General features: G+C 73.2%; 21 protein-coding genes and 1 pseudogene. 12 read left to right on the top strand and 10 right to left on the bottom strand.

Annotation, left to right across the window (positions count from 1 at the left end):
* Nucleotides 1-245 (top strand): annotated as a pseudogene (locus FJ694_RS22625) (polyphosphate kinase 1); the annotation flags it as partial.
* 60 nt (nt 246-305) lie between these two features.
* Here the strand turns inward: FJ694_RS22625 and FJ694_RS22630 are convergent.
* The 4 genes from FJ694_RS22630 to FJ694_RS22645 form a co-directional block, all read right to left on the bottom strand.
* On the bottom strand, nt 306-1,148 hold the full coding sequence (locus FJ694_RS22630) for a GNAT family N-acetyltransferase (RefSeq protein ID WP_157269588.1): 843 nt from the start codon (nt 1,146-1,148) through the stop codon (nt 306-308).
* 76 nt (nt 1,149-1,224) lie between these two features.
* Nucleotides 1,225-2,019, bottom strand: a complete 795-nt coding sequence (locus tag FJ694_RS22635; protein WP_157269589.1) for an alpha/beta fold hydrolase — start codon at nt 2,017-2,019, stop codon at nt 1,225-1,227.
* Nucleotides 2,020-2,095: 76 nt separating this feature from the next.
* Entirely contained in the window at nt 2,096-3,112 is a 1,017-nt protein-coding gene (locus FJ694_RS22640; protein ID WP_157269590.1) for a M14 family zinc carboxypeptidase, read from the bottom strand.
* Nucleotides 3,113-3,191: 79 nt separating this feature from the next.
* On the bottom strand, nt 3,192-3,767 hold the full coding sequence (locus tag FJ694_RS22645; protein ID WP_198320944.1) for a hypothetical protein: 576 nt from the start codon (nt 3,765-3,767) through the stop codon (nt 3,192-3,194).
* Nucleotides 3,768-3,959: 192 nt separating this feature from the next.
* On the opposite strand from FJ694_RS22645, the gene FJ694_RS22650 reads away from it, so the two are divergent.
* The 3 genes from FJ694_RS22650 to FJ694_RS22660 all read left to right on the top strand — a co-directional run bounded on the left by FJ694_RS22650 (nt 3,960) and on the right by FJ694_RS22660 (nt 7,555).
* Nucleotides 3,960-4,952 (top strand): tripartite tricarboxylate transporter substrate binding protein, encoded by a 993-nt coding sequence (locus FJ694_RS22650; RefSeq protein WP_157269591.1) that lies wholly within the window; start codon nt 3,960-3,962, stop codon nt 4,950-4,952.
* A gap of 187 nt (nt 4,953-5,139) precedes the next feature.
* A complete protein-coding gene (locus tag FJ694_RS22655; RefSeq protein ID WP_157269592.1) occupies nt 5,140-5,304 on the top strand; it encodes a hypothetical protein in 165 nt (54 codons plus the stop codon).
* A 319-nt stretch (nt 5,305-5,623) separates the two neighbouring features.
* Complete coding sequence (locus FJ694_RS22660) at nt 5,624-7,555, top strand: sensor histidine kinase (protein ID WP_198320945.1); 1,932 nt, start codon at nt 5,624-5,626, stop codon at nt 7,553-7,555.
* On the opposite strand, the gene FJ694_RS22665 is transcribed toward FJ694_RS22660, so the two are convergent.
* Nucleotides 7,509-8,417: a LysR family transcriptional regulator gene (locus FJ694_RS22665; RefSeq protein ID WP_157269594.1), complete on the bottom strand. Its 909-nt coding sequence runs from the start codon at nt 8,415-8,417 to the stop codon at nt 7,509-7,511. The genes FJ694_RS22660 and FJ694_RS22665 overlap by 47 nt on opposite strands.
* 126 nt (nt 8,418-8,543) lie before the next feature.
* On the opposite strand from FJ694_RS22665, the gene FJ694_RS22670 reads away from it, so the two are divergent.
* The 4 genes from FJ694_RS22670 to FJ694_RS22685 all read left to right on the top strand — a co-directional run bounded on the left by FJ694_RS22670 (nt 8,544) and on the right by FJ694_RS22685 (nt 14,576).
* Nucleotides 8,544-10,148: an NADH-quinone oxidoreductase subunit L gene (locus tag FJ694_RS22670; protein ID WP_157269595.1), complete on the top strand. Its 1,605-nt coding sequence runs from the start codon at nt 8,544-8,546 to the stop codon at nt 10,146-10,148.
* Nucleotides 10,148-12,607: a YbcC family protein gene (locus FJ694_RS22675; RefSeq protein ID WP_157269596.1), complete on the top strand. Its 2,460-nt coding sequence runs from the start codon at nt 10,148-10,150 to the stop codon at nt 12,605-12,607. Before FJ694_RS22670 ends, FJ694_RS22675 begins: the two co-directional genes overlap by 1 nt.
* 107 nt (nt 12,608-12,714) lie before the next feature.
* Nucleotides 12,715-13,137 (top strand): ribbon-helix-helix domain-containing protein, encoded by a 423-nt coding sequence (locus tag FJ694_RS22680; protein WP_157269597.1) that lies wholly within the window; start codon nt 12,715-12,717, stop codon nt 13,135-13,137.
* 35 nt (nt 13,138-13,172) lie between these two features.
* Complete coding sequence (locus tag FJ694_RS22685) at nt 13,173-14,576, top strand: extracellular catalytic domain type 1 short-chain-length polyhydroxyalkanoate depolymerase (protein ID WP_232540177.1); 1,404 nt, start codon at nt 13,173-13,175, stop codon at nt 14,574-14,576.
* Here the strand turns inward: FJ694_RS22685 and FJ694_RS22690 are convergent.
* Nucleotides 14,573-15,850: a DEAD/DEAH box helicase gene (locus FJ694_RS22690; protein ID WP_157269598.1), complete on the bottom strand. Its 1,278-nt coding sequence runs from the start codon at nt 15,848-15,850 to the stop codon at nt 14,573-14,575. The genes FJ694_RS22685 and FJ694_RS22690 overlap by 4 nt on opposite strands.
* Before the next feature lie 287 nt (nt 15,851-16,137).
* Between FJ694_RS22690 and FJ694_RS22695 the strand changes: the two genes are divergently transcribed.
* The 4 genes from FJ694_RS22695 to FJ694_RS22710 all read left to right on the top strand — a co-directional run bounded on the left by FJ694_RS22695 (nt 16,138) and on the right by FJ694_RS22710 (nt 18,282).
* Entirely contained in the window at nt 16,138-16,617 is a 480-nt protein-coding gene (locus FJ694_RS22695) for a hypothetical protein (protein ID WP_157269599.1), read from the top strand.
* Between the two features lie 388 nt (nt 16,618-17,005).
* Nucleotides 17,006-17,302 carry an ATP-binding protein gene (locus FJ694_RS22700; RefSeq protein WP_157269600.1) on the top strand — a complete coding sequence of 99 codons (297 nt, stop codon included), beginning with the start codon at nt 17,006-17,008 and terminating at the stop codon, nt 17,300-17,302.
* Between the two features lie 346 nt (nt 17,303-17,648).
* Nucleotides 17,649-17,834: a CsbD family protein gene (locus tag FJ694_RS22705; protein ID WP_157269601.1), complete on the top strand. Its 186-nt coding sequence runs from the start codon at nt 17,649-17,651 to the stop codon at nt 17,832-17,834.
* Nucleotides 17,835-17,934: 100 nt separating this feature from the next.
* The gene (locus FJ694_RS22710) at nt 17,935-18,282 is read left to right on the top strand and encodes a hypothetical protein (protein ID WP_157269602.1); all 348 of its coding nucleotides are present in this window, start codon (nt 17,935-17,937) and stop codon (nt 18,280-18,282) included.
* A 29-nt stretch (nt 18,283-18,311) separates the two neighbouring features.
* Here the strand turns inward: FJ694_RS22710 and fahA are convergent, their stop codons facing one another.
* From fahA to FJ694_RS22730, 4 genes are all read right to left on the bottom strand, one after another.
* Nucleotides 18,312-19,634, bottom strand: a complete 1,323-nt coding sequence (gene fahA, locus FJ694_RS22715; RefSeq protein ID WP_157269603.1) for a fumarylacetoacetase — start codon at nt 19,632-19,634, stop codon at nt 18,312-18,314.
* A gap of 23 nt (nt 19,635-19,657) precedes the next feature.
* Entirely contained in the window at nt 19,658-20,953 is a 1,296-nt protein-coding gene (gene hmgA / locus FJ694_RS22720; RefSeq protein WP_157269604.1) for a homogentisate 1,2-dioxygenase, read from the bottom strand.
* Nucleotides 20,954-20,988: 35 nt separating this feature from the next.
* On the bottom strand, nt 20,989-21,960 hold the full coding sequence (locus FJ694_RS22725; protein ID WP_157269605.1) for a Bug family tripartite tricarboxylate transporter substrate binding protein: 972 nt from the start codon (nt 21,958-21,960) through the stop codon (nt 20,989-20,991).
* A gap of 199 nt (nt 21,961-22,159) precedes the next feature.
* A complete protein-coding gene (locus FJ694_RS22730) occupies nt 22,160-23,113 on the bottom strand; it encodes an MBL fold metallo-hydrolase (protein WP_157269606.1) in 954 nt (317 codons plus the stop codon).
* Between the last annotated feature and the right edge of the window lie 46 nt (nt 23,114-23,159).

Here is a 23,159-nt window from a genome sequence, read left to right on the forward strand (position 1 = left end):
CGGACGAGGCGCTGTACCTGAGCAGCGCCGACTGGATGAGCCGCAACATGCTGCGCCGCGTGGAGGTGGCCTGGCCGGTGGACGAGCCGGCGCAGCGCCAGCGCGTCATCGACGAGTGCCTGGTGCCTTACCTGCACGACGCGCGCGACGCCTGGGCGCTGCAGGGCGACGGCAGCTGGCGCAGCCTGGCCGTGGCCGGCGGCGCGGGCGCGCAGCCGGCGCTGATGGGCCTGTACCAGGGGTGACGGGCAGGGGCCGGGTCCTGGCCGCGACGATGGCGTGACGGCCCGTGCAGCCGCCCGGGCTCAGGCCGCGCCCGTCGCGCCCGTCGCGCCCGTCGTGCCCGTGAAATGGCGCCGGTAGCTGTCGGGCAGGTCCTGCAGGCGCAGCATCAGCGGCAGGTCGGCGGTGTTGAAGTCCGGGTCCCAGGCCGGCGCACCCAGCACGCGCGCGCCGCAGCGCAGGTAGCCGCGGATCAGCGGCGGGGCTTCGACACTCAGGCCCGCGCGCAACGACGCCAGCGGCAGCGGCAGGCGCGGGCGCACCTGCATGTCCACCGGCGCCAGGTGCGTGCGGCGCAGCTGCTCCCACAGGCTGGCCGCGGCGTGGCCGCCGTCGCGCATGGACAGGCTGCCGCAGCCGATGACGGTCTCGAAGCCGTTGCGCTGCATGAACGCGGCCAGCGCCGACCACAGCAGCAGGATCACGCCGCCGCTGCGCCAGCGGCTGTCGATGCAGGAGCGGCCGAGCTCGGCCATGCGCGCGCGCATCGGGCGCAGGCGCACCAGGTCGAACTCCAGGTCGCTGTAGAAGCCGCCGGCCATGCGCGCGCCTTCGGGCGTGAGCACGCGGTAGGTGCCCACCACCTGCGCGGGCGCGTCAACCGTGGCCTGGGTGCGCACCAGCAGGTGCTCGCAGTAGCGGTCGAAGAGGTCGGCATCGACGCCTTCGGGCGTGCCCGCGGGCGGGCGCAGCCGCGCGCCCATTTCCTTGGCGAACACCTGGTGGCGCAGGCGCTGGGCCTGTTCCACCTCGTCCTCGTAGCGGGCCCAGACGGCTTCCAGGCGCGCGGGACGCTCCCGCTCCGAGGGTACTGCGTCGTGGGGCGCGGTCGTCGCGGCGGCGGGGAGGATGAGCGTCGTTTCCATGGCCTGCCATGCTCGGCAGCGCCGATGACAAGCCCGTGAAGGAGCCGTGACCGAGCGATGACGGCGGCAGCCCGCGTCAGGCGCCGTGCGCGGCGGTGCCGCGCTGCAGCCAGTGGGCGATGCGCGCCACGACCCAGTCGGCGTCGTCCAGCGGCAGGTCGTGCCCGGCATCGGGGTGCAGCTGCAGCGGCAGGCGCCAGTGCGCCGCCAGCGCCGCGGAGCAGCGCGCGTCCACCAGCGCATCCCGGGCCGCGGCCAGCAGCAGCATCGGCATCGCCGGTGCCGCGGCCGGCGCACGGAAGGCGGCCGCGGCGGCAAGCTGGCGCAGGGCGTTGAGCCGCGACACCGGCCGCTCGCGCCGCAGCGCCAGCCAGTGCGGCGGCACCTCGGTGCGGCAGCGGCTGGTCAGGCGCAGGATGGCGGCCTCGCGGGCCGCGTCGTCACGGCCCAGCAGCAGCGCGGGCAGTGCCGCCAGGCCGGCCGGGCGCAGCCGCCACCACCAGGGGCTCAGGCCGCGCAGGCTGGTGTTGATCAGCACGGCGGCGGCGATGTCCTCAGGACAGGCGCGAGCCCACGCCAGCGCCGCCATCGCGCCCAGCGACATCGCCACCACGTGGAAGGGGCCGGCCGCTCGTTGCGCGCGCAATTGCGCCCGGCACTCGGCCACCATGGACTCGATGCGCAGGGAGCTGCGCTGCCGGTGCAGCACGCCGCTGCCCGGCAGGTCCGGCATGAACACGCGCCCGGGCAGCTGCCGCGCCAGGAGCTCGGGGAAGTCTCCCCAGTGGCCGGCCTCGCGTGTGAGCCCGCGCAGCAGCACCCAGGTGCGCGCCGCGGCGCCGGCCCCGCCGGGTTGCGGCAGCGCGCTCATTGGGGCCCCCTCGCGCCGTGCGCGGTCCCGCCGAGCGGGACCGCGCGCCGCCTTCGAAGCGGCCGCGCGGCGGCGCTCACGCCGCGTACCAGCGCCGCAGCGCCAGGTGCAGCTGCCGCTCGCGCTCGGCCCCGGCCGGGCGCCAGGCGTGGTGGCTGAAGGCGGCGCGCGCGGCCAGCTCCAGCCAGGCCAGGTGGCGGCGCAGCACGCGCGCGTGGCGGTGGTCCGGCAGCGGGTTGAACAGCCCTTGCGCCGACAGCAGCTGGCGCGGGTTCTTGCGCACCCACAGCCACGAGCCCATCTCCAGCGTCAGCGGCAGGAAGGTGCGGCCGGGTTCGGCGCAGGCGCGGCGGTAGAGGAAGTCCCACAGGTCGCCATGCGCCAGGTAGTGGCGGCTTTGCGGCTCGAACACGTAACGGTGCCGCGGCAGGGCGTCGTCGAGCAGACCCGAGAGCGCGTGCAGCTCCGGCAGGTGCGGCACCGGCGCGCGCGTGCCGGCGTAGGGAAACCACAGCCGGTCGCACAGGCCGAAGCCGGAGTGGCAGTCCACGGCGAGGCTGAACTCGTGGCTCAGCAGCTCGCGCTCGACCACCGCGCACAGCGCCTGGCTCTCGGGCTGCAGCGGCGCGTGGCGCGGGCCGCGGTACCAGGGCAGGCGGCGCGTGAGGCGCTGGCCGCCCACCAGCGGCGCCACGGGCTCCAGCGCATCCGCCGGCGCGTTGCGCATCAGGTCCACGCCCTGCGGGTTGGCGCGGGTGCCGGCCAGCAGCCCGCCCGGGTTGACCACGGGCATGAACACCAGCCGCATGCGCTCCAGCTGCTGCTGCAGCAGCGCGTCCCAGCGCAGCCGCGTCAGCACGCTGCGCAGGAAGCACAGCACCACGGCGGCGCCGATGCGCTCCAGGCCATGCACGCCGCCGAAGAAGCCCGCGGCCGGCACGTCCGGCGCCGGGTTGCCCAGGCTCAAAGCCAGCACCGGCAGCCGGCGCCCGCCCGATTCGACCTCGCACACGCTGCGCACCTGCAGCTGCGGCGAGGCGCCGTCCAGCAACTGCTGCAGCTCGATCAGCTCGGCGGGTTCGCGGGCATCCAAGGCGACCTCTTCGATGACGGCATGCCGGCCGGCACACCCCGGGCGCGGCTGGGGCAGGCGGTGCGCCCGCAGGAGCGCGTCAGCCCTTTTTCGGGCGCCCGGCCTTCAGCGGCGTCAGCTCGGCCAGCGCGGCCTGCAGCTTCACGTCGTCGAGCGCCGCCAGGGCATGCAGCCCGGCGCGCAGCAGCTCGCTCTTCTTGACCGGCCGCTTGAAGCCCAGCGCCCGGTCCTTGAGCACCGCGATGAGGGCGAAGTCGGCGCGCGGCATGGTGAAGCTGTCGCGCACGAGCTTGGGCTTGGCGTGGGCCTTGTCCTGCTTCTCCTGCTTCACCGGCTCGGCGGCGGCTTCCGGCCTGGGTGCCTTGGCGTCCTTTGCAGCTTGCCCCGCGCCGAGGCCTGCGGCGGGTTTCACCGCTGCTGCGGGGGCTGCCGTGCCGGTTGCCGCGCGCGGGGGCCTGCTCTTCCTCGGGGCCTTGGCCGCGGCGGCGCCCGCGTCGGCCAGGGCGGCTGCAGCCGCGGCCGCCACCGGCTTGACCGCCGCGGCGGGCTCGGCCCCCGGGCTGGCCGCCGTTGCGGCGACCGGTGTCGCGGGCGCGACCGGCACGGCCTGCTCGGTTGCGGTGGCCAGCACGTCGGGTTCGATCTTGCGTCCCATCTTCATCCCTTCCGAATTGGTATAAACGATTTATACCTTTCTCGGGGGGGATTGTGAAGCGGCATGGGGGTGCAGCCGAGGCGGGCGACGAATCCGCCGTCCCGGCCTCCTGGCCCCGTGCCGTGGTGGCCGGCGCCTTGCCGGCTGTTCTGCATCCGGCTGACGCCCCGGCCGGCCCTGGAGAATGGACGCATGACCCGCTCCCACCGCCGTTCACCGTCACCTTCCCGCCGCGACCTCCTCGCCGCCGCGCTGGCCCTGGCCGCCGCGCCGCTGGCGCGGGCCCAGGCCTGGCCGAGCAGACCCATCACGCTGGTGGTGCCCTTCGGTCCCGGCGGCATCGCCGACCTCACGGCGCGCGCCGTGGCGCAGGCCATGGCCAGGACGCTGGGCCAGGCCATCGTCATCGACAACAAGCCCAGCGCCGGCAGCATCGTCGCCTCGCAGGCCGTGGCCCAGGCCGCGCCCGACGGCTACACGGTGCTGCTGATGAGCAACGCCAACGCCGTCAGCGAAGGGCTGTTCAGGAAGCTGCCCTTCAATGCCGTGCGCGACTTCGCGCCCGTCGGGACGCTGGGCTTCTTCGACCTGGCGGCGTTCGTGGACCACGGCTCGCGCTTCAGGAGCCTGGCCGAGGTGATCGCCTACGCCCGCGCCAATCCGGGCAAGCTCACCATCGGCACCATCTCCATCGGCAGCACCCAGCACCTGGCGGCCGAGCTGTTCAAGACCGCCGCGGGCATCGACGCGGTGATCGTCCCGTACAAGGCTTCCGGCGCGGTGCTGACCGCGCTGCGCGCCGGCGAGATCGACCTGGGCTTCGAGATCCTGGGCCCGTTCCTGTCGCAGCTCTCCGGCAGCACGCTGCGCGCACTGGCCGTGACTTCCAGCAGGCGCTTCCCGTCGCTGCCGGAGGTGCCCACGGTGCAGGAGGCGGGCGTGCGCGGTTACGACGTGGCCTCGTGGAATGCGCTGGCGGTGCCGGCGAAGACGCCGCCGGCTGTCGTCGAGCGCCTGAATGCCGCCGCCAACGACGCGCTCCGGCAGGCCGAGGTGCGGCAGCAGCTGCAAAAGCTGGGCGTGCGCGCCCAGGGCGGCACGCCGCAGGAGCTGCAGGCGCTGCTGGCCTCGGAGATCAAGCGCTGGGCCGGCGTGATCGCGGAGGCGAAGATCGAGCGGCAGTGAGGCGAGAGGCGCCACCGGGCCGTGTCGGAGGGCACCTACACGGCCGCGCGCCTTCTTCCGTCCGGCAAAGCGGCCATCGTCTTTTTGTGCTCCTGGGCATCGGCCGGGAAAATATCCCCAATCGTTCAGCAAAAGTATCGGCATTCAAAACGATGAATGCCGGGCTGCTGGACAGCAGGAGCAAACGATGCTGAAACAACTCAAGTCCAACGTGTATTTCCTGGTCCTGGCCCTGGGCCTGGCGGCCTCGGGCAGCCAGATCTACGCGCAGTCGGAAGACGTGATCGCGGATTTCGGCGCCTGCCTGGCCACGAATCCGCCGGCGGATTGCAAGAACATCATGCCGCGCTGAGCGGCACCATCGAATATTGAACGGCGCAGCCCTCGGCGGGTTTTGCCCGCAGTGGAAATGCAGATGCCTGAATTTTTTGGGGCTGCCCGAACCGTGATGGATTGCGGACATTCCATAATCGCAATTCGTAGGCCATTTTCAGCGCGGTGAAGCGGGCGCAGCGCGGCAACGTCGCCGCCGGGCTGCGGATTCACCGGTACATGGCACGCGCGCAACGCGCCTGCCCGAGCGTTGGAGCGACACTGCGGCGGCGATGCCAGATCCCACGACGCCTCCAGCCCCGCCGACCCCGCCCACCCCGCCTGACGGCACACCCCCGATGCGCGAGCAGCTCGACGCCCTGCGCGAGAGCGAGGCGCGCTGGCGCGGGCTGTTCGAGCGCATGGTCGAGGGCTTCTTCGTGGGCCAGGCGCTGCGCGACGCGGCCGGGCGCATGACCGACTTCCGCTTCGTCGAGGCCAATCCGGCCTTCGAGCGGCTGACCGGCATTCCCGTGACGCAGGCACTCGGCCGCTCGGTGCGCGAGGCCATTCCCGGCGTGCAAGACGAGCTCATCGCCGCCTACGCGCGGGTCGTGGACACGGGCGAGCCCGCGGAGTTCGAGGTGCGCATCGCCGCGCTCAACGACCGCTGGTACGAGGCCCGGGCACGCGCCATCGGCCACGACCAGTTCTCGGTGCTGTTCCTGGAGATCACGCAGCGCAAGGCGGCCGAAACCGCGCTGGTGCTCAGCGAGAAGCGCTTCCGGCTTATGGCCGACGCGGTGCCGCAGATCGTCTGGATCACCGACGCCGACGGGCGCACCGAGTTCTTCAACCGCCACTGGTACGCCTACACCGGGCTGACGGGCTATCCCGGCAACGCCGCCGACGTGGCCGCCACGGTCGTGCACCCGCAGGACCGCGAGCTGACCATGGCGCGCTTCAACCAGGCCCGCGCCACGGGCACGGCCTTCGCGGTCGAGCACCGCATCCGCGGCGCGTCGGGCCAGTACCGCTGGTTCCTGGTGCGCGCCGAGCCCTACGTCGATCCGGCCAGCGGCCAGGTGACGCAGTGGTACGGCTCGTCGGTGGACATCCACGACCGCAAGCTGGCCGAGGAGAGCCTGCGCGCCAGCGAGGCGCGCTACCGCACGCTGTTCGAGTCGATCGACGAGGGCTTCTGCATCCTGCAGGTCATCTTCGATGAGGCGGGCCAACCGCACGACTACCGCTTCCTGGAGACGAACCCGGCCTTCGAGCGCCACACCGGCATGGTGGGCGCGCTGGGGCGCACGGCGCGCGAGCTGGTGCCGGGCCTGGAGCCCTCCTGGGCCGAGACCTACGGCCACGTGGCGCGCAGCGGCGAGGCCCTGCGCTTCGAGGAGCACGCGCCTTCCATGGGGCGCTGGTTCGACGTCTTCGCCTTCCGCGTCGGCCCGGCCGAGGAGCGCAAGGTGGCGCTGCTGTTCAGCGACATCACGCAGCGCAAGCACGCGGAGCAGGCGCTGCGCGAGGCCGACGTGCGCAAGGACGAGTTCCTGGCCACGCTGGCGCACGAGCTGCGCAACCCGCTGGCGCCGATCTCCAACGGGCTGGCGATCCTGCGCCACGCCGACACCGCCAGCCCGGCGGGCCTGCGCGCCCGCGCGCTCATGGAGCGCCAGCTGGCGCAGCTGGTGCGCCTGGTGGACGACCTGCTCGACGTCTCGCGCGTGAGCCAGGGCAAGGTCGAGCTGCGCAAGGCGCTCGTGCCGCTGCACGCGGTGGTGGACCTGGCGCTGGAGACCAGCCGTCCGCTCATCGAGGCCGGGCGCCACGCGCTCACGGTGACGCTTCCACCCGAGCCCGTGACGCTGCACGCCGACGCCACGCGGCTGGCGCAGGTGCTGGGCAACCTGCTCAACAACGCCGCCAAGTACACGCCCGATGGCGGGCGCATCGTGCTGTCCGCGCGATGCCGGCCGGATGCGCGCGTGGCCATTGCCGTCAGCGACAACGGCATTGGCATCCCGGCGCCGATGCTGGGCCAGGTGTTCGGCCTATTCACGCAGGTGGGCAGCGCGCTGGAGCGCGCGCAGGGCGGCCTGGGCATCGGGCTGTCGCTGGCGCGGCGGCTGGTGGAGCTGCACGGCGGCCACATCAGCGCCGACAGCGCCGGGCCCGGTTGCGGCAGCACCTTCACGGTCGAGCTGCCGGTGGCCGACGCTGCCGGCGCGGCGCCGCTCACGCCGGCGGCACCGGCGCCAGCACCTCGCCCTGCGGGCGCCTGAGCAGCGACCTGAGCAGCGGCGGCTCGAAGTGCCGCTGCACCGTGATCCCGTAGAACGACTCGTGGAGCTGCGGCACCACCGCGTACTCCACCAGCACGCCGTCGCGCAGCTCGTCCTGCACTACCACGGAGGGCAGCAGCGCGACGCTGCCGCAATCGCGCGCCAGCAGCCGCAGCAGCGCCATGTCGTCCACCTCGGCGCGCAGCCGGTAGCGGATGCCCAGCTGCTCGCACAGCATCTCGAAGCCGGCGCGGATGTCGTTGTCGCGCCCGGGCAGCAGCAGCGGCACGTCGGCCAGGTCCTGCGGGAAGCGAAAGGGCTGGCCCGCCGGGCGCGGCCGCCCCACCAGGCTCACCGGCTGGCGCGCGATGCGGCGGCAGCGCCAGTGCGCCTCGGCGGTGGCCTGCACCGCGCGGTTGGACAGCACCAGGTCGAGCTTGTGCACCTTCAGCCGCGCCAGCAGCTCGTCGAGGCTGCCCGACTGCAGGATCAACTCCACGTCCTCGCGCTCCAGCAGCGGGCGCAGGAAGTTCTCCTGGAAGTTGCGCGACAGCGTCGCCACCGCGCCCAGGCGCAGCACCTGGTGCTCGTGGCGGCGCCCGTCGCGCAGCAGCGCCATCAGCTCCGAGCCCGAGGCGAAGATCGATTCGGCATAGGACAGCGCCAGGCGCCCGGCCTCGGTGAGCTCCAGCGCGCGGCCCCTGCGCTCGAACAGCGCCTGGCCGAGTTGCTCCTCCAGCTGGCGGATCTGCGTGGACAGGGCCGACTGCGACACGTGCAGGCCCTGCGCCGCGCGCGTGAGGTTGCCCTCCTTGGCGACGGCCCAGAAGTAGTGCAGGTGGTGGAAGTTCAGGCGCTGCATGGCCGGGGATTGTTCTGTTTTTATTAACGCCAGCGCAAGAACAATGAATTTTACGGAAGGCTTGCTCCTGGGCAGAGTCACGGTCGCGGTGTTGGAACCGAAGGCCGAAATGCGAGGAGAAGCGCAATGACCACGGCATCGACCGAAGTTGTCTCCCTGGCTGGCTGGCACGTGCTGCTGGTGCTGCTGCCGGCGCTGGCCGCGGCGCTGGGCGCGCTGGCGCTGGCCGCGGGCCGGCGCACCGTGTCGCCGCAGGCGGCCTGGCGCGTGGCGCAGGGCAGCCTGCTGGCCGCGCTGGTGGGCGCGGTGCTGGCGCTGGGCGCGCTGGCGCTGCATGGCGGGGGGACCGGATGGGGCCTGCGGGCGGATCTGCCCGGGGTGCTGGTGGCGCTGCTGGTGTGCTGCGTCGGCGCGGTGATCGTGCGCTTCTGCCCGGCCTACCTGGCCGGCGAGCGCGGCGAGACCGGGGCGGCGCGGCGGCTGCTGGCGGTGCTGGCCGCGGCGCTGGTGGTGGCCGTGGCCGACCACCTGCTGCTGCTGGCGCTGGCCTGGGCCGGCTGCGGCCTGGCCATGCAGGGGCTGCTGGGCTTCTACGCCGAGCGGCCCGCGGCGCGCCGCGCGGCGGCCAAGCATTTCGTGATGGCGCGCGCGGCGGACCTGTGCATGGCCGGCGCGCTGCTGCTGCTGGCGCTGTCGCCGGGCGGCTGGCGCATCGGCGAGCTGCAGGCCTGGGCCGCGCAGTCCGGCACGCTGCCCGGCGAAGTGCAGGCGGCCGTGGTGCTGGTGGCGCTGGCGGCCGTGCTGCGCTGCGCGCTGATGCCCTTCCACGGCTGGCTGATCCAGGTGATGGAGGCGCCCACGCCGGTGTCGGCGCTGCTGCATGCCGGGGTGGTCAACCTCGGCGGCCTGGTGCTCATCCGCCTGGCGCCGCTGGTGGAGCAGACGCTGGCGGCTCAGGCGCTGCTGGTGGCGGCCGGCACGCTCACGGCCGTGCTTGCGGCGCTGGTGATGAGCACGCGCGTGAGCATCAAGGTGGCGCTGGCCTGGTCCACCTGCGCGCAGATGGGCTTCATGCTGCTGCAGTGCGGCCTGGGGCTGTGGCCGCTGGCGCTGCTGCACCTGGTGGCGCATTCGCTCTACAAGGCGCATGCCTTCCTGCGCACCGGCAGCGTGGTGCAGGCGGTGCAGCTGCGGCGCCTGGGCCCGGCCGATGCGCCGGCCAGCCCGGCGCGGCTGTTCATGGGCGCGGCGCTGGGCCTGGGCCTGGCCGCGGCCGCGGGCTGGGTGGCCGGCATGGACGCCGGCTCGCCGCCGGCGCAGTGGGTGATGGCCGGCATCCTGGCGCTGGCGCTCACGCCGCTGCTGCAGCCGCAGGCGGCCCAGGGCTGGCGCTGGGCCGTCTCCGCGCTGGGCGCGCTGGCGCTGGCCATCGCCGGTTTCGGGCTGCACCACCTGCTGGGCGCCTGGATGCCGTCCGGCGCGCCGGCCGCCGCGCCGCTGTGGGCCGGCGTGGCGCTGGCGATGGCGGGCCTGTTCGCGCTGCAGTGCGTGCTCGCGGCCTGGCCGCGGGGCGCGCTGGCGCGCCGGCTGTACCCGTGGTGCTGGGGCGGGCTGTTCCTGGACGAGGCACTGAGCCGCTGGCTGTGGCCGGCGCGTGCCGCGCGCATCGCGCCGCCGCGCCCGCGGCCCGTGAGGGCGCTCAAGCCCGCCACCACCACCGGAGGCCGCTGATGGAGCACCAGTCCCATTCCGAAGTGCAGCAGGCCGATGCGCTGGCCGGCCACGTCGCCGCCGCCTGCGCGCGCATCGCGCCGACCTGGCCGCTGGACCAGTTCATCGCCGTCAATCCCTTCCTGGGCTGGAGCGACCTGCCCATGCCGCGCGCCGCGGCCGAGCTGGGCGTGCTGTGCGGCACCCGGCTGACGATGCAGCGGCGCTGGTACCGGGAGCAGTTCATGCAGCGCCGCTTCGGCACCGAGCACCTGGAAGCGGTGGCCGCCCGCGGCGACGCCGGCTTCACGGCCGCGCAGCTGGCGGCCGCGCTCGACGACACGGCGGCGCCGGTCGAGCGCGTCGCGCTGATGAGCGACCTGTGCGACACCGGCGAGCCGCCGCCGGGCGGCCTTACCTGGACCGAGCTGCTGACGCACCAGCTCGGCCAGCATTGCGCGGCGTTCTTCGATGCCGGCCAGGCGCGCTGGCGGCTGGATGCCGCTGAAGAAGGCCTGTACGCGAGCTGGCGCCGCGCGCTGGCCGCGGACCGCGGCATCCCGTGGCGGCAGGGCCGGCGCGCCGTGGCGGCGCGGCTGCGGGCGCTGCCGGCCGATGCGCGCACGCTCATCGCCGAGGCGCTGGCCGCGCTGGGCTTGCCCGAGGCCGGCCGCACGGCCTACCTCACGGCGCTGCTGCTGAACGTCAACGGCTGGGCTGCCTGGTGTGCCGGGCTGCGCTGGCGCGCCCGGCTCGCCGGCGCCGTCGACGACCACGTCGAGCAGCTGCTGGCGCTGCGCCTGGCCTGGGAGTGGCTGCTGCACGAGGACGCGCTGGGCGGCGTGCCCTGCCTGGCCTGGGCCGCCGGCTGGGCCGACGTGAGGGAGCATGTCGAGCGCCAGGCCACGGCCGCTCGCATCGACTGGGCGCTGCAGGAGGCCCTGGAGCTGGCGCAGCAGCGGCGCCTGGGCGCGCTGCTGCTGTCCGCACCGCCGCGCTGCGAGATGGCGCCGCTGGTGCAGGCGGTGTTCTGCATCGACGTGCGCTCCGAGCCGCTGCGCCGCGCCTTCGAGTCGCTGTCGCCGGCGCTGCACACGCGCGGCTTTGCCGGCTTCTTCGGCCTGCCCATCGCCTACCAGCCCGTGGGCTCGGCGCTGGTGCGGCCGCAACTGCCGGGCTTGCTGGCGCCCGCGCACGTGGTCAGCGAGGCCGACGAGCCCGCGCCGCTGGCCCAGGCGTGGCGCCGGCACCGGCAGTCGGTGCTGGCCGGGCAGCGGCGCTGGGACGAGCTGCGTGCCGCGCCGGCCAGCGGCTTCAGCTTCGTCGAGGCCTGCGGGCTGCTCTACGGCGCGCGGCTGCTGGCCGACAGCCTGCCGTCCACCGCCGCGGCCGAGCGCTGGGAAGACACCGGGCTGCCGCGCGAGGCCCGCGGACGGCTGCCGCGCCTGGCGCTGGCGGATCGCGACCCTGGGGCGGCCGCGGGGCTGGCGGCGGGCATCCTGCGCGCGATGGGCCTGACCCGGGACTTCGCGCCGCTCGTGCTGCTGGTGGGCCACGGCAGCCAGAGCGCCAACAACGCCCACGCGGCCGGGCTGGACTGCGGCGCCTGCGGCGGCCATGCCGGCGAGGTCAATGCCCGGGTGCTGGCCGCGCTGCTCAATGCGCCGGCCGTGCGCCAGGCGCTGCGCGAGCAGTACGCCATCGACATCCCGGCGGAAACCCATGTCCTGCCGGCGCTGCACAACACCACCACCGAGGACGTGGTGCTGTTCGACACCGAGGCCTTGCCCGAAGCGCGCCAGGGCGTGCTGCCGGCGCTGCGCCACTGGCTGGCGCAGGCCGGGCACCAGGTGCGCGCCGAGCGCGCCGCGGCGCTGGGGCTGCAGGCGCTCGCGGACAAGCCCGAGGCGCTGGCGCAGGCCATGCGCCGCCGCGCCAACGACTGGTCGCAACCGCGCCCGGAGTGGGGGCTGGCGGGCAACGCGGCGCTGATCGTCGCGCCGCGCGAGCGCAGCCGCGGGCTGCACCTGGGCGGGCGCTGCTTCCTGCACGACTACGACCCCGACCAGGACGCCGATGGCACGACGCTCGCGCTGATCATGACCGCGCCCATGGTCGTGGCCGGCTGGATCAACCTGCAGTACTACGCCAGCACCGTCGACAACCGGCGCTGGGGCAGCGGCAACAAGACGCTGCACAACGTGGTGGGCGGCGGCATCGGCGTGTTCGAGGGCAATGGTGGCGACCTGCGCATCGGGCTGCCGCTGCAGTCGCTGCAGGACGCGCAGGGGCTGCGCCACGAGCCGCTGCGCCTGGCTGTGTTCATCGAGGCGCCGCGTGGGCGCATCGAGGCCGTGCTGGCGGACCACGCCGGCGTGCGCGACCTGGTGAGCCACGGCTGGCTGCACCTGCTACGGCTGGACCCCGAGGCGCGCTGCGTCGAGCAGTGGTGCCGGGGGGAGTGGATCGCCGTGTCCTGAGGAGGCGGGGGCGCGCGGGCTTCACCGCGCCGCGATGGCCCTGCATTAAGCATTGCCATCCACTTGGATGGTGAGCGGATGGCATGGGGAAGGCATAGGATGGCCGCATGCCAGCCCGAAGCGCCACTGCCGTCCCCGTCGCGAAGTCCACCGACGAGAAGATCACCATCAACCTCGGCGTCGTCGATCTGGGACAGATCGACCTGCTGGTGCAGGAAGGCTTCTACGCCAACCGCACCGACCTGATCCGCACGGCCATCCGCAACCAGCTGGCGGCGCATGCCGAGGCGGTGAAGCAGGTGGTGGCGCGCAAGACGCTGGTGCTGGGCATCCAGCATTTCTCGGCCGAGGACCTGCGCGCGGTGCAGGCGGCCGGCGAGCGGCTGCAGATCCGCGTGCTGGGGCTGGCCAGCATCGGCCCCGACGTTTCACCCGAGCTTGCCCTGGCCACCATCGACTCGCTCGTGGTGCTAGGCGTGCTCCAGGCCAGTCCCGCGGTCAAGGCCGCGCTGGCCTCCCGGATGCGCTGACAGCCAGCGTTCCACCCTCCCCACAGGAATTCCCAATGAACTCTGCCTTTCAGCAGGCCATGGCCGAGGCCACGCGCCTCACGCGCGCCGGCGATCTCCAGGGCGCCACGGCGCTGATTCAATCCGCGCTGGCCGGGCAGGCGCCGCCCGCCGCCGCGCGCACGGCGCCGAGCCGGGGCGCGGACGTGGTCGACGTCGAGGCGCGCGTCCTCGACGACGGCGCGCTTGCGTTGCCGCTCGCGGATGCGCCGGCCCGGCCGGCCCCCGAAGCACGGGCCGAGGCCGTGGCGGCGCCCGCCGCGCCGCCGCGCCGGGCCGAGGGCGGCATCCGCTCGAAGCTGTCGCGCCTGGCCGATGCCTTGTCCCGGGTGTCGCGCGGCCCGAAGCGCCCGCCGGGCGAGCCCGATGCGGCGCCGGACCAGGCCCCGGCGCCGGCGGCAGCGCCTGCGAGCACCGTCCCGGACAGCTTCGTGGACGGCACCCACACCGAGGCCGGCCTCACGCGCCAGTACAAGCTCTACGTGCCCCCGGCGCGCCATGGCGCCGGGCTGCCGCTGGTGGTGATGCTGCACGGCTGCACCCAGCATCCCGACGACTTCGCCGCCGGCACCGGCATGAACGACGCGGCGCGCGAGCAGGGCTTCTTCGTGCTCTACCCGGCGCAGGCCCAGAAGGCGAACCCCCAGCGCTGCTGGAACTGGTTCAAGCACAACCACCAGGCGCGCGGCCGTGGCGAGCCGGCGCTGCTGGCGGGCATGACGCGCGCCGTGATGGCGCGCCACGGTATCGATCCGCAGCGGGTGTACGTCGCCGGGCTGTCCGCGGGCGGGGCGATGGCGGCCATCCTGGGCGACACCTATCCCGACCTGTTCGCCGCCGTGGGCGTGCACTCGGGCCTGCCCGCCGGCGCCGCGCGCGATCTGCCCTCGGCGCTGGCGGCGATGCAGGGCGCGGCGCCGGGCGCCGGCCCTGCCGGCATGCCGGGCCTGAAAGACCTGCACGGCCTGGCCGACCTGCCCGGGATGTCGCGCCTGGCCGACCTGCCCGGCCTGGCCGACCTCGAAGGCCTGGACGGTGGGCAGCCCGTCCACGCCGAGGAGCCCGCGCCCGCCGGCCCAATGCCGCCGACCATCGTCTTCCACGGCGACCAGGACGGCACCGTGCACCCGTCCAACGGCGAGCGGGCGCTGAACGCGTGCACCGACGCCGCGGCCGCGACGGACACGGAGCGCGGACGCAGCCGCGGCGGCCGCAGCTACACCCGGCGCGTCTGGCGCGACGCGGCCGGGCAGCCGCGGGCCGAGCACTGGACGGTGCACGGCGCCGGCCATGCGTGGTCGGGCGGCCACCGTGCCGGCTCCTACACCGACGCCGCCGGCCCGGAAGCCACCGAGGCGATGCTGCGCTTCTTCCGCGCGCAGCGGCTGCGCCGCACTTAAGCCTTCGGCGCCGGGTCCGCGGCCGACGCCGCGGCGTCGGCTGCGGCGGCCTCGCGCGCCTTGTCCTTCCTGCTCTTGCGCCGGCCCTTGATGCCGCCGCCATCAGGCGACACGGGCTGGGCGGGCGCCAGCGCCGGGTCGGGCTCGAAGCCGGCGATGCGCTCGCGCGGCACGCGCTGCTGCTGGCGCTTCTCGATGAGCCGGAAATGGCCCTCGGACTCCGGCGTGACGAAGCTGACGGCTACGCCGGTCTCCCCGGCGCGGCCGGTGCGGCCGATGCGGTGCGTGTAGTCGGCCGCCGCGCGCGGCAGGTCATAGTTCAGCACCGCGGGCAGGCCGACGACGTCCAGGCCCCGCGCCGCCAGGTCGGTGGCCACCAGCACCCGGACCCGGCCGGCGCGGAAGTCGCCCAGCACCATGCGCCGCCGGCCCTGTGCCTGCTGCCCGTGCAGCGCGGCCGCGGCGATGCCGGCGCGCTGCAGCTTCTCGGCCACGTGCTCCGTGGCGTACTGCGTGGCCACGAACACCAGCAGCCGCGGCCAGCCGTGCTGCTCGATCAGGTGGCGCAGCAGCGGCGTGCGCCGCGCCGCGTCCACCTCGATGGCGCGCTGCTCGATGGCGGGCCGGGCCTCGGCCTCGGCCGGCAGCTCGATGCGCAGCGGCTCGTGCAGCAGCCCGGCCACCAGCGCCTGCACCGCCGCGGGGTAGGTGGCGCTGAAGCAGAGGTTCTGTCTTCGCCGTGGCAGCAGGTCCAGGATGCGCGCAAGCTCCTCGGCAAAGCCCAGGTCGAGCAGCCGGTCGGCCTCGTCGAGCACCAGCGTCTGCACGGTCGAGAGCCGCAGCGCGTTGTGCCCGACCACGTCGAGCAGCCGGCCCGGCGTGGCCACCACGATGTCGGCGCCGCCGCGCAAGCCCATGAGCTGCGGGTTGATCGACACGCCGCCGAAGAGCACGGCAATGCGCAGCCTCGGCTGCAGCGGCCGGGCCAGTTCCTGCAGCACCGTGCCGACCTGCTCGGCCAGCTCGCGCGTGGGCACGAGCACCAGGCCCAGCAGCGCATGGCCGCCCGGCTGCGCGTGCCGCTGCGCCTGCATCAGCAGCGGCAACGAGAAGGCGACCGTCTTGCCGGAGCCGGTGGGCGCCTGCGCCTGCAGGTCGCGGCCCTGGAGCGCGGCGGGAATGGCCTCGGCCTGGATCGGCGTGGGCGCCGCATGGCCGCGCTCGTGAAGGGCGCGAAGCAAGGCAGGGCTCAGGCCCAGGGAATCGAATGACATGGACGGACACTTCGGGCCGCGACGGCGCGGCACAGCAACGGGGCCGGTATTGTCCGCGCAGCGGCGGTCCCAAGCCCCCGCGCCGGTGCCGCGACCCTGGCCGGCGGCCGGGCAAAACGCACGCGCGGTGCCATCGCGTGCGCCGTCCCGTGGCGTTGAGGATGCAACCACCACGGCCGAACGCCGGCTGCTGCGCCGCAATCGCCGGGTGGCGTGTTGCCGCGCGGCGGGCTCTGAAAGGCCTTGCCCGGCCCGCAGGCGCCGGAAGGTGGCACATTAGCCGCCACATGCATATGACTTCCACGCCGCAGTTGCCCCCGTCGCTGACTGCCATCTTCGACCGTTTTGCCCACGGCTACAGCAGTGCCGGCACGCGATTCACCGACTTTCCCGGCCGCTGGCTGGCTTTCGAGGCCGCCGAGCTGCGCAGCGGCGTGGAGCGGGCACTGCTCGACATCGAGCCGCCGCGGGACGGCATCCTGGAAGCCAAGGACCGGTTCGATGCCGACGCGATGCAGGCCGCCGGCGCGGGCGTCGAGGTCATCATCGTGAGCCTGTACCTGGCGCAGCAGTCCATGGTCGTGCGCGGCGCTGGCACGGCCGCCGCTGCCGAGCCGGCGTCGGCGCATCCCATGCTGTCCATCTCGGTGAGCAGCAGCGAGCAGTCGCTGGGCGTGTCCGGCTACGTGGAGCTCGATGGGCAGGGCGTGCCCGTGCGCGTGGGCCAGCTGCTGCCGCTGTTCAGCCTCAGCAAGGACATCGCCTAAGCCCTTCATGCCGGCGGCGCCAGGCCGCCGGCTTCCCACTGCCGCCACGGCTCGGCCACGACTCGGCCGGGCCTGGGCCGGTCACCGGCAGGGCCGCCGCACCGGCGTCCCCCAAGCAGCCCGGTGACAACATACCGGTTGGTTTCAACCAACCTGCCAGTGGAGCCCGGTTGCCTGAACCCCCCGTCCTTCCCTGCAACTCACTTGCACGGCTCCCGCAGCCTCCAGGAAGGGAAGGAGCGCTTTCCCAGGACGCGGCGCTGGCCGGGCCAGGAACAGTCGAGGGCAGCGCGGCTCAAGCCGTGCAACTGGTATGTTGTCCACGACCGGTGCCCGGTGCCGCCTTCTGCCTCGGGACGACCGGCGGCAGTGCAGTAGCCTCGGTGCCATGCCAACACCCGACGAACCTGGATCCCGCGCCGCGCCATCGCGTGACGGCGCCGCCCGTTCGCGGCCGGCGCGTGCGCCGCTGCCCGACATCGATGCCGCGCGATGCACCGGCTGCGGGCGCTGCATCGCCGCCTGCCCGGTGCACGTGCTGTCGTTTCACACCGTGCGCTGGACCAAGTTCGCCGTGCTGGTCGAAGCCGATCCCTGCACCGGCTGCAGCCTGTGCGAGAGGCGCTGCCCCTTCAACGCCATCACCATGCGCCCGGCAGCGCAAGTGCGGCCGCACGGCGGCTGAAGACGGCTGGGGCCGTGCCCGCGCCGGGGCGAGCAGCCCGGTCCAAAGGCATGCGCGTTTTGGTTGAGCAATCATCCCTATGCCCATCGAGACGCGCCGTGTCCCGCAGGGACGGGTGGTTGATTCCGCATTGGTTTCCTTCCTGAAAGCCCTGCCGGTTCGCGATAGCCCGTGGGCCACGGTTTTTCAAGGAGCGTGACCCCCTCATCCAGGGTCCGCCTCTGTCCGACACGTGCATCCGCCCCGATCCGACGGGCCAACGGGCCGTTGTGCGACTGCGCCAGCCGCCGGCGCCAAGCACAGTGGCACCACCGGCAAACGCTGGAACGAGACGAAAGGAAGAACCATGAACAAGGATCAAGTGAAGGGCGTGGCCGAGCAGGCCAAGGGCAAGCTCAAGGAGGCCGCGGGTGCCCTCACCGGCAACCGCCAACTGCAGCAGGAAGGCCGTGCCGACCAGGTCGGCGGCAACGTGCGCAAGAACGTGGGCGACGCCAAGGAACACGTCAAGCGCGGCATCGACAAGCTGTGATGCCCGAGCGGCGGCGCGGCGCCGGCGGCAGCCGGCACGGCGCCGCCACCGGGACCGCACTCAGCCATTGCAGGCATCAACACCACAGGAGAACTTCGCCATGAACGCCATTCGCCACAGCCTCGTCGCGGCCGCCATCACGCTGACGGCCCTCGCAGGGACCGCGCAGGCCGCGGACCAGTCCAACGCCGGCACCGGCACCGCCGCCGCGCAGCGCGAGATGGACCGGGGCGTGCCGGGCGTGGACGTGGACGTCGGCAGGAACGCCAGCGGCGCCGTGGACGTCAACGTCAACCGGGCCAACGCCAACGAGGCCGCACCGGCGCGCAGCGAGACGGCCCGCGGCGTCCCCGGCATCGACGTGGACGTGGGCCGCAACGCCCGCGGCGCGGTGGACGTGAACACCGACCAGCCCACCGTCCGGGCCCCGCGCGCCGACCGTCACTGACGAAGCGCCCCGGTGGCGGCCGTGCCCCTTCAGGCGCCGGCCGCCACGGCGGGCAGCACCGTGCCCGCGCACTCGCCGAAGCCGATGCGCGCGGCACCGGGCTTCTCGCACCAGCCGCGGATCACGACGCTGTCGCCGTCTTCCAGGAAGGTGCGGGTCTCGCCATTGGCCAGCTGCAGCGGCTGCTTGCCGCCGGCGGTGAGCTCGATCAGGGCACCGGCCTGGTCCAGCGTCGGACCCGACAGCGTGCCGCTGCCGAACAGGTCGCCCGGCTGCAGGTTGCAGCCGTTGACGGTGTGGTGCGCCACCATCTGCGCCACCGTCCAGTAGGAGTGGCGGTAGCTGGTGCGGCAGATCGTGGCCGCGGCGGCACCGGACTCGCGCAGGCGCGGCGTGAGCAGGTCCACCTGCAGCTGGATGTCGAGCGCGCCCTCGCGCCGGTTCGCCTCGCTGTCCAGGTAGGGCAGCGGCTGCGGGTCGCCCTCGGGGCGCTCGAAGGGCACGCGGTAAGGCGCCAGCGCCTCCAGCGTCACGACCCACGGCGAGATGGTGCTGGCGAAGCTCTTGGACAGGAACGGCCCCAGCGGCTGGTATTCCCAGGCCTGGATGTCGCGCGCGCTCCAGTCGTTGAACAGGCAGATGCCGAAGACGTGGTCCTCGGCCTCGGCAATGGGCACCGGCTCGCCCTGCGCGTTGCCCGGGCCGACGAAGATGCCCAGCTCCAGCTCGATGTCCAGCCGCTTGCAGGGCCCGAAGGCCGGCTGCGTGGCGCCGGGCGGCAGCGTCTGGCCCAGCGGGCGGCGGAATGACTGGCCCGAGATGCCGATGCTCGACGCCCGGCCGTGGTAGCCGATGGGCACCCACTTGTAGTTGGGCAGCAGCGGGTTGTCGGGGCGGAACAGCCGGCCGATGTTGGTGGCGTGGTGCACGGAGGTGTAGAAGTCCGTGTAGTCCCCGATGCGCGCGGGCACGTCGTACTCGGCCTCGGCTTGCGGCACCAGGCAGGCCTGCAGCGCGTCCTGCTCGGCCGCGCCCTCGCGCAGCGCGCGCGACAGCGCCAGGCGCAGCGCACTCCAGGCCGCAGGGCCCATCGCCATCAGCGCGTTGAGTTTTTCTTGCGCACCGGCCTGCGCAGCGGTTGCGGCCTCACCGTCCAGGATGCCGGACGCCACTACGGCCGCGAGGTCGAGGACCTGGTCGCCGATGGCGACGCCGCCGCGCCAGGCCTCGCCGGCGCCCCTGCGGCGGAAGACGGCGAAGGGCAGGTTCTGCAGCGGGAAATCGGTGCCGGCCACATTGGCCGACGCGACCCAGCTGCGCAGCGCCGGGTCATGGGTCTCGTTGAGGGACATCGGTCGAGTTCCTGGATCGATTCTCAAGGCTGGTTGAAACGGTCGGACAGGCCGGCCCAGCAGTCGGCATAGGCGCGGTCCACTTCCGCCTCCTGCAGCGCGAAGGCCGTGGGATGGAAGCGCCAGCGGCTCTCGAACATGAAGGCCAGCGTGTGGTCGAGCTTGTGCGGCGCCAGCGGCGCGCTGCTGGCCTTCTCGAAGGCCTCGGCGTCGGGGCCGTGCGGCACCATGCTGTTGTGCAGGCTCATGCCGCCGGGCCTGAAGCCTTCGGGCTTGGCGTCGTACTGGCCGTACACCAGGCCCATGAACTCGCTCATGAGGTTGCGGTGGTACCAGGGCGGGCGGAAGGTGTCCTCGGCCACCAGCCAGCGCGGCGGGAAGATCACGAAGTCGCAGTTGGCGGTGCCCGGCGTGTCGCTGGGCGAGGTCAGCACGGTGAAGATCGACGGGTCCGGGTGGTCGAAGCTGATCGAGCCGATCGTCATGAAGTTGGCCGTGTCGTACTTCAGCGGCGCGAGGTTGCCGTGCCAGGCCACGACGTTGAAGGGCGTGCCGGCCTGGTGGTTGCGCCACAGCGCGCCGCCGTACTTCTTGACGATCTCGTAGGCGCCGCCCGTTTCCTCGAACGCGGCCACGGGCGCCAGGAAGTCGCGCGGGTTGGCCAGGCCGTTGGAGCCGATCGGTCCCAGCTCGGGCAGCCGGAACGGCGCGCCGTAGTTCTCGCACACGTAGGCACGCGCGGCGCCCTGCACCTCCACCTTGAAGGCGACGCCGCGCGGCAGCAGCACCACCTCGCCGGGCTTCGCGTCCAGCACGCCCATCTCGGTCACGAAGCGCAGCGCGCCTTCCTGCGGCACGACCAGCATCTCGCCATCGGCATTGACGAAGGCGCGGCGCTGCATGCTGCGGTTGACGAGCACCAGGTGCGCGGCCATGCCGGTCTGCGCATCGGCGTCGCCGTTGACGACCACGGTGCGCAGCCCGTCCACGAAGTCCAGCGCGTCACCCTGCGGAATGGGCGTCGGATGCCAGCGCAACGGGTCGGGCGGGGCGGCCACGCCGTCCTTCACGCCGGTCTTGAGATAGGGCTGCTCGTAGGGCTGGTACGGGCCGGTCACCACCGAGGGCTGGCGCCGGTAGAGCCAGCTGCGGCGGTTCTCGGCGCGCGGCGCAGTGAAGGCGCTGCCCGAGACCAGCTCAGCATACAGGCCTAGCGCCACCTGCTGCGGGCTGTTGCGCCCCTGGGGCAGCGCGCCGGGCACGGCCTCGGTGGAGAACTGGTTGCCGAAGCCGCCCTGGTAGGTCGGTACTGCTGTCATCGAAAAACTCCTTCGGGCCGGCGATGCGGCGGGGCTCAGTCGAGCCGGATGTTGTTGGCCTGGATCAGCGCCCCCCAGCGCCCGCGCTCGGCACGGACGTAGCTCGCCATCTGCTCGGGCGTGCCCGGCAGCGGCTCCAGGCCCAGGGTCTGGAAGCGGGCCTTCACGGGCGTGGATTCGAGCGCGGCGACGAGGGCCTTGTTGAGTCTGGCCACCACGTCGTCGCCGGTGCCGGACGGCACCACGAGACCCTGCCAGGCGTAGGCCTCGAAGCCCTTGAGGCCCTGCTCGGCCAGCGTGGGCACCTCCGGCAGCGTCTTGAGCCGCGCCGGGCTGGCCACGCCGATGGCGCGCACCTTCCCGGAGGCGACGTGCTGCTGGACGCTGGCGGTGTCGATCAGCCCGACGCTCACCTGCCCGCCCATGATGTCCTGCACCGCGGGCGCCGCGCCCCGGTAGGGCACGTGCACGAGCTTCAGGCCGCTGCGCTCGCGCAGCAGCTCTCCCGCCAGGTGGTGCGGGCTGCCGGCGCCGGCGGACGCGTAGTTGACGCCCTCGGGCTGCTTCTGCGCCCAGGCCACGAACTCCTGCCAGCTCGTCACCGGCACGTTGGGCGCGACCACCAGCAGCAGCGGGAAGCGCGCGAGCAGGCCCACGGGCTTGAAGTCCCTTTCCGCGCTGTAGGACAGCTTGGAGAACAGGAACGGGTTGGCGGCCAGCGTGGCGAAGTCCGCGGTGAACATGATGTTGCCGAAGTCCCGGGACTTGGCGGCGTAGTCCGCGGCGATGTTGGTGGCGGCGCCCGGCTTGTTGTTGACGACGATGGTGCGGCCCAGCGTCTTGCCCATCTGCTCGGCCACCGTGCGCGCCACGATGTCCGAGCCGCCGCCGGCGGCGTAGCCCAGCACCCACTCCAGCGGCTTGTCCTGGGCGGACGCCAGCAGCGGGACGGTGGCCAGGGCGGCCTGCGCCAGCAGGGTGATGGCAGTGCGTCGGGTCGTGGTCATGGGGTCTCCTTCGGTCGTTGTCGGTCGTTGTCGGTCGTGGCGGCCGGCGCGTGCCGGTGCCGGCGCCGTCTCCAGGGCGCCGGCTGCACGGGCCCCGCTTGGGCAGGGCCGCGCCTGCGGGTCAACGCATGGCGCTTCAGGGCAGGGAACAGCCGCGGGGGCGCCGGCGGGCGCGGCGCCGCGGCTCAGGGGCGGGCGCTCAGGTTTCGAGCGCCTTCCACATCTCGATGTCGCGCTGCGCCGTCCACACGCGCGGGTCGGCGTACTGCGTGGCCTCGTCGTACGCGCGCGTCACGTCGAAGGGCATGCAGTGGTCGAAGATCACCCAGCTGCCGTACTTAGGAGCCAGCTGCGCATAGGCCTCCTTGTAGGTGCTCTTGAGGTCCTTGCCGGCGGCGGCGCCGGCCTGCACGGCGGCGTACAGGTCCGACACGAAGGCGCGCGTGCCCGACAGCCCGGCCTGCACCTGCTCCTCGCCCACCAGCGCCGCGCCGCGACCCGGCACCAGCGCCAGCGGCTTCAGCGCGGCGATGTTGTCCAGCGTCTGCGGCCAGTCCTTGAAGTAGGCGTCGCCCGCGTAGGGCGTGGCGTCGAACTCGACCAGGTCGCCGGAGAGCAGCGTGCGCTCCTGCGGCAGCCACACCACCGTGTCGCCCTTGGTGTGGCCGCGGCCGAGCTGCAGCAGCTGCACTTCGAGCTTGCCCAGCCACAGGGTCATCTTCCCGGTGAAGGTCATGGTCGGCCAGGTCAGCCCCGGCGGCACCGTCTCGACGTTGCGGAACAGGCGTGGGAAGCGGCCGATCTCGCTGGCCTTGTCCTGCTCGCCGCGCTCGACGATGAGGTCGTAGGTGTCCTGGCTGGCCAGGATCTGCTGCGGCTCGTAAGCCGAGGCGCCCAGCACGCGCACGGCGTGGTAGTGCGTGAGCACGACGTACTCGATGGGCTTGTCGGTGACTTCGCGGATGCGGCGGATCACGTCCGCCGCCATGGCCGGCGTGGCCTGCGTGTCGGCCACCAGCACCGCGTCGTCGCCAATGATGATCCCGGTGTTCGGGTCACCTTCCGCCGTGTAGGCCCAGGCGTGCTCGGAGATCTGCGTGAAGCTGACTTTCTTTTCTTCGAGGTCGGCTTGAGAGGCGAAGGCTTTGGTCATGGCTTTCAGTGAATGGCTTCGGCAATGTTTAACAACCGGCGTTGAT

The organism is Azohydromonas aeria, from assembly GCF_009760915.1.
GTDB lineage: Bacteria > Pseudomonadota > Gammaproteobacteria > Burkholderiales > Burkholderiaceae_C > Azohydromonas > Azohydromonas aeria.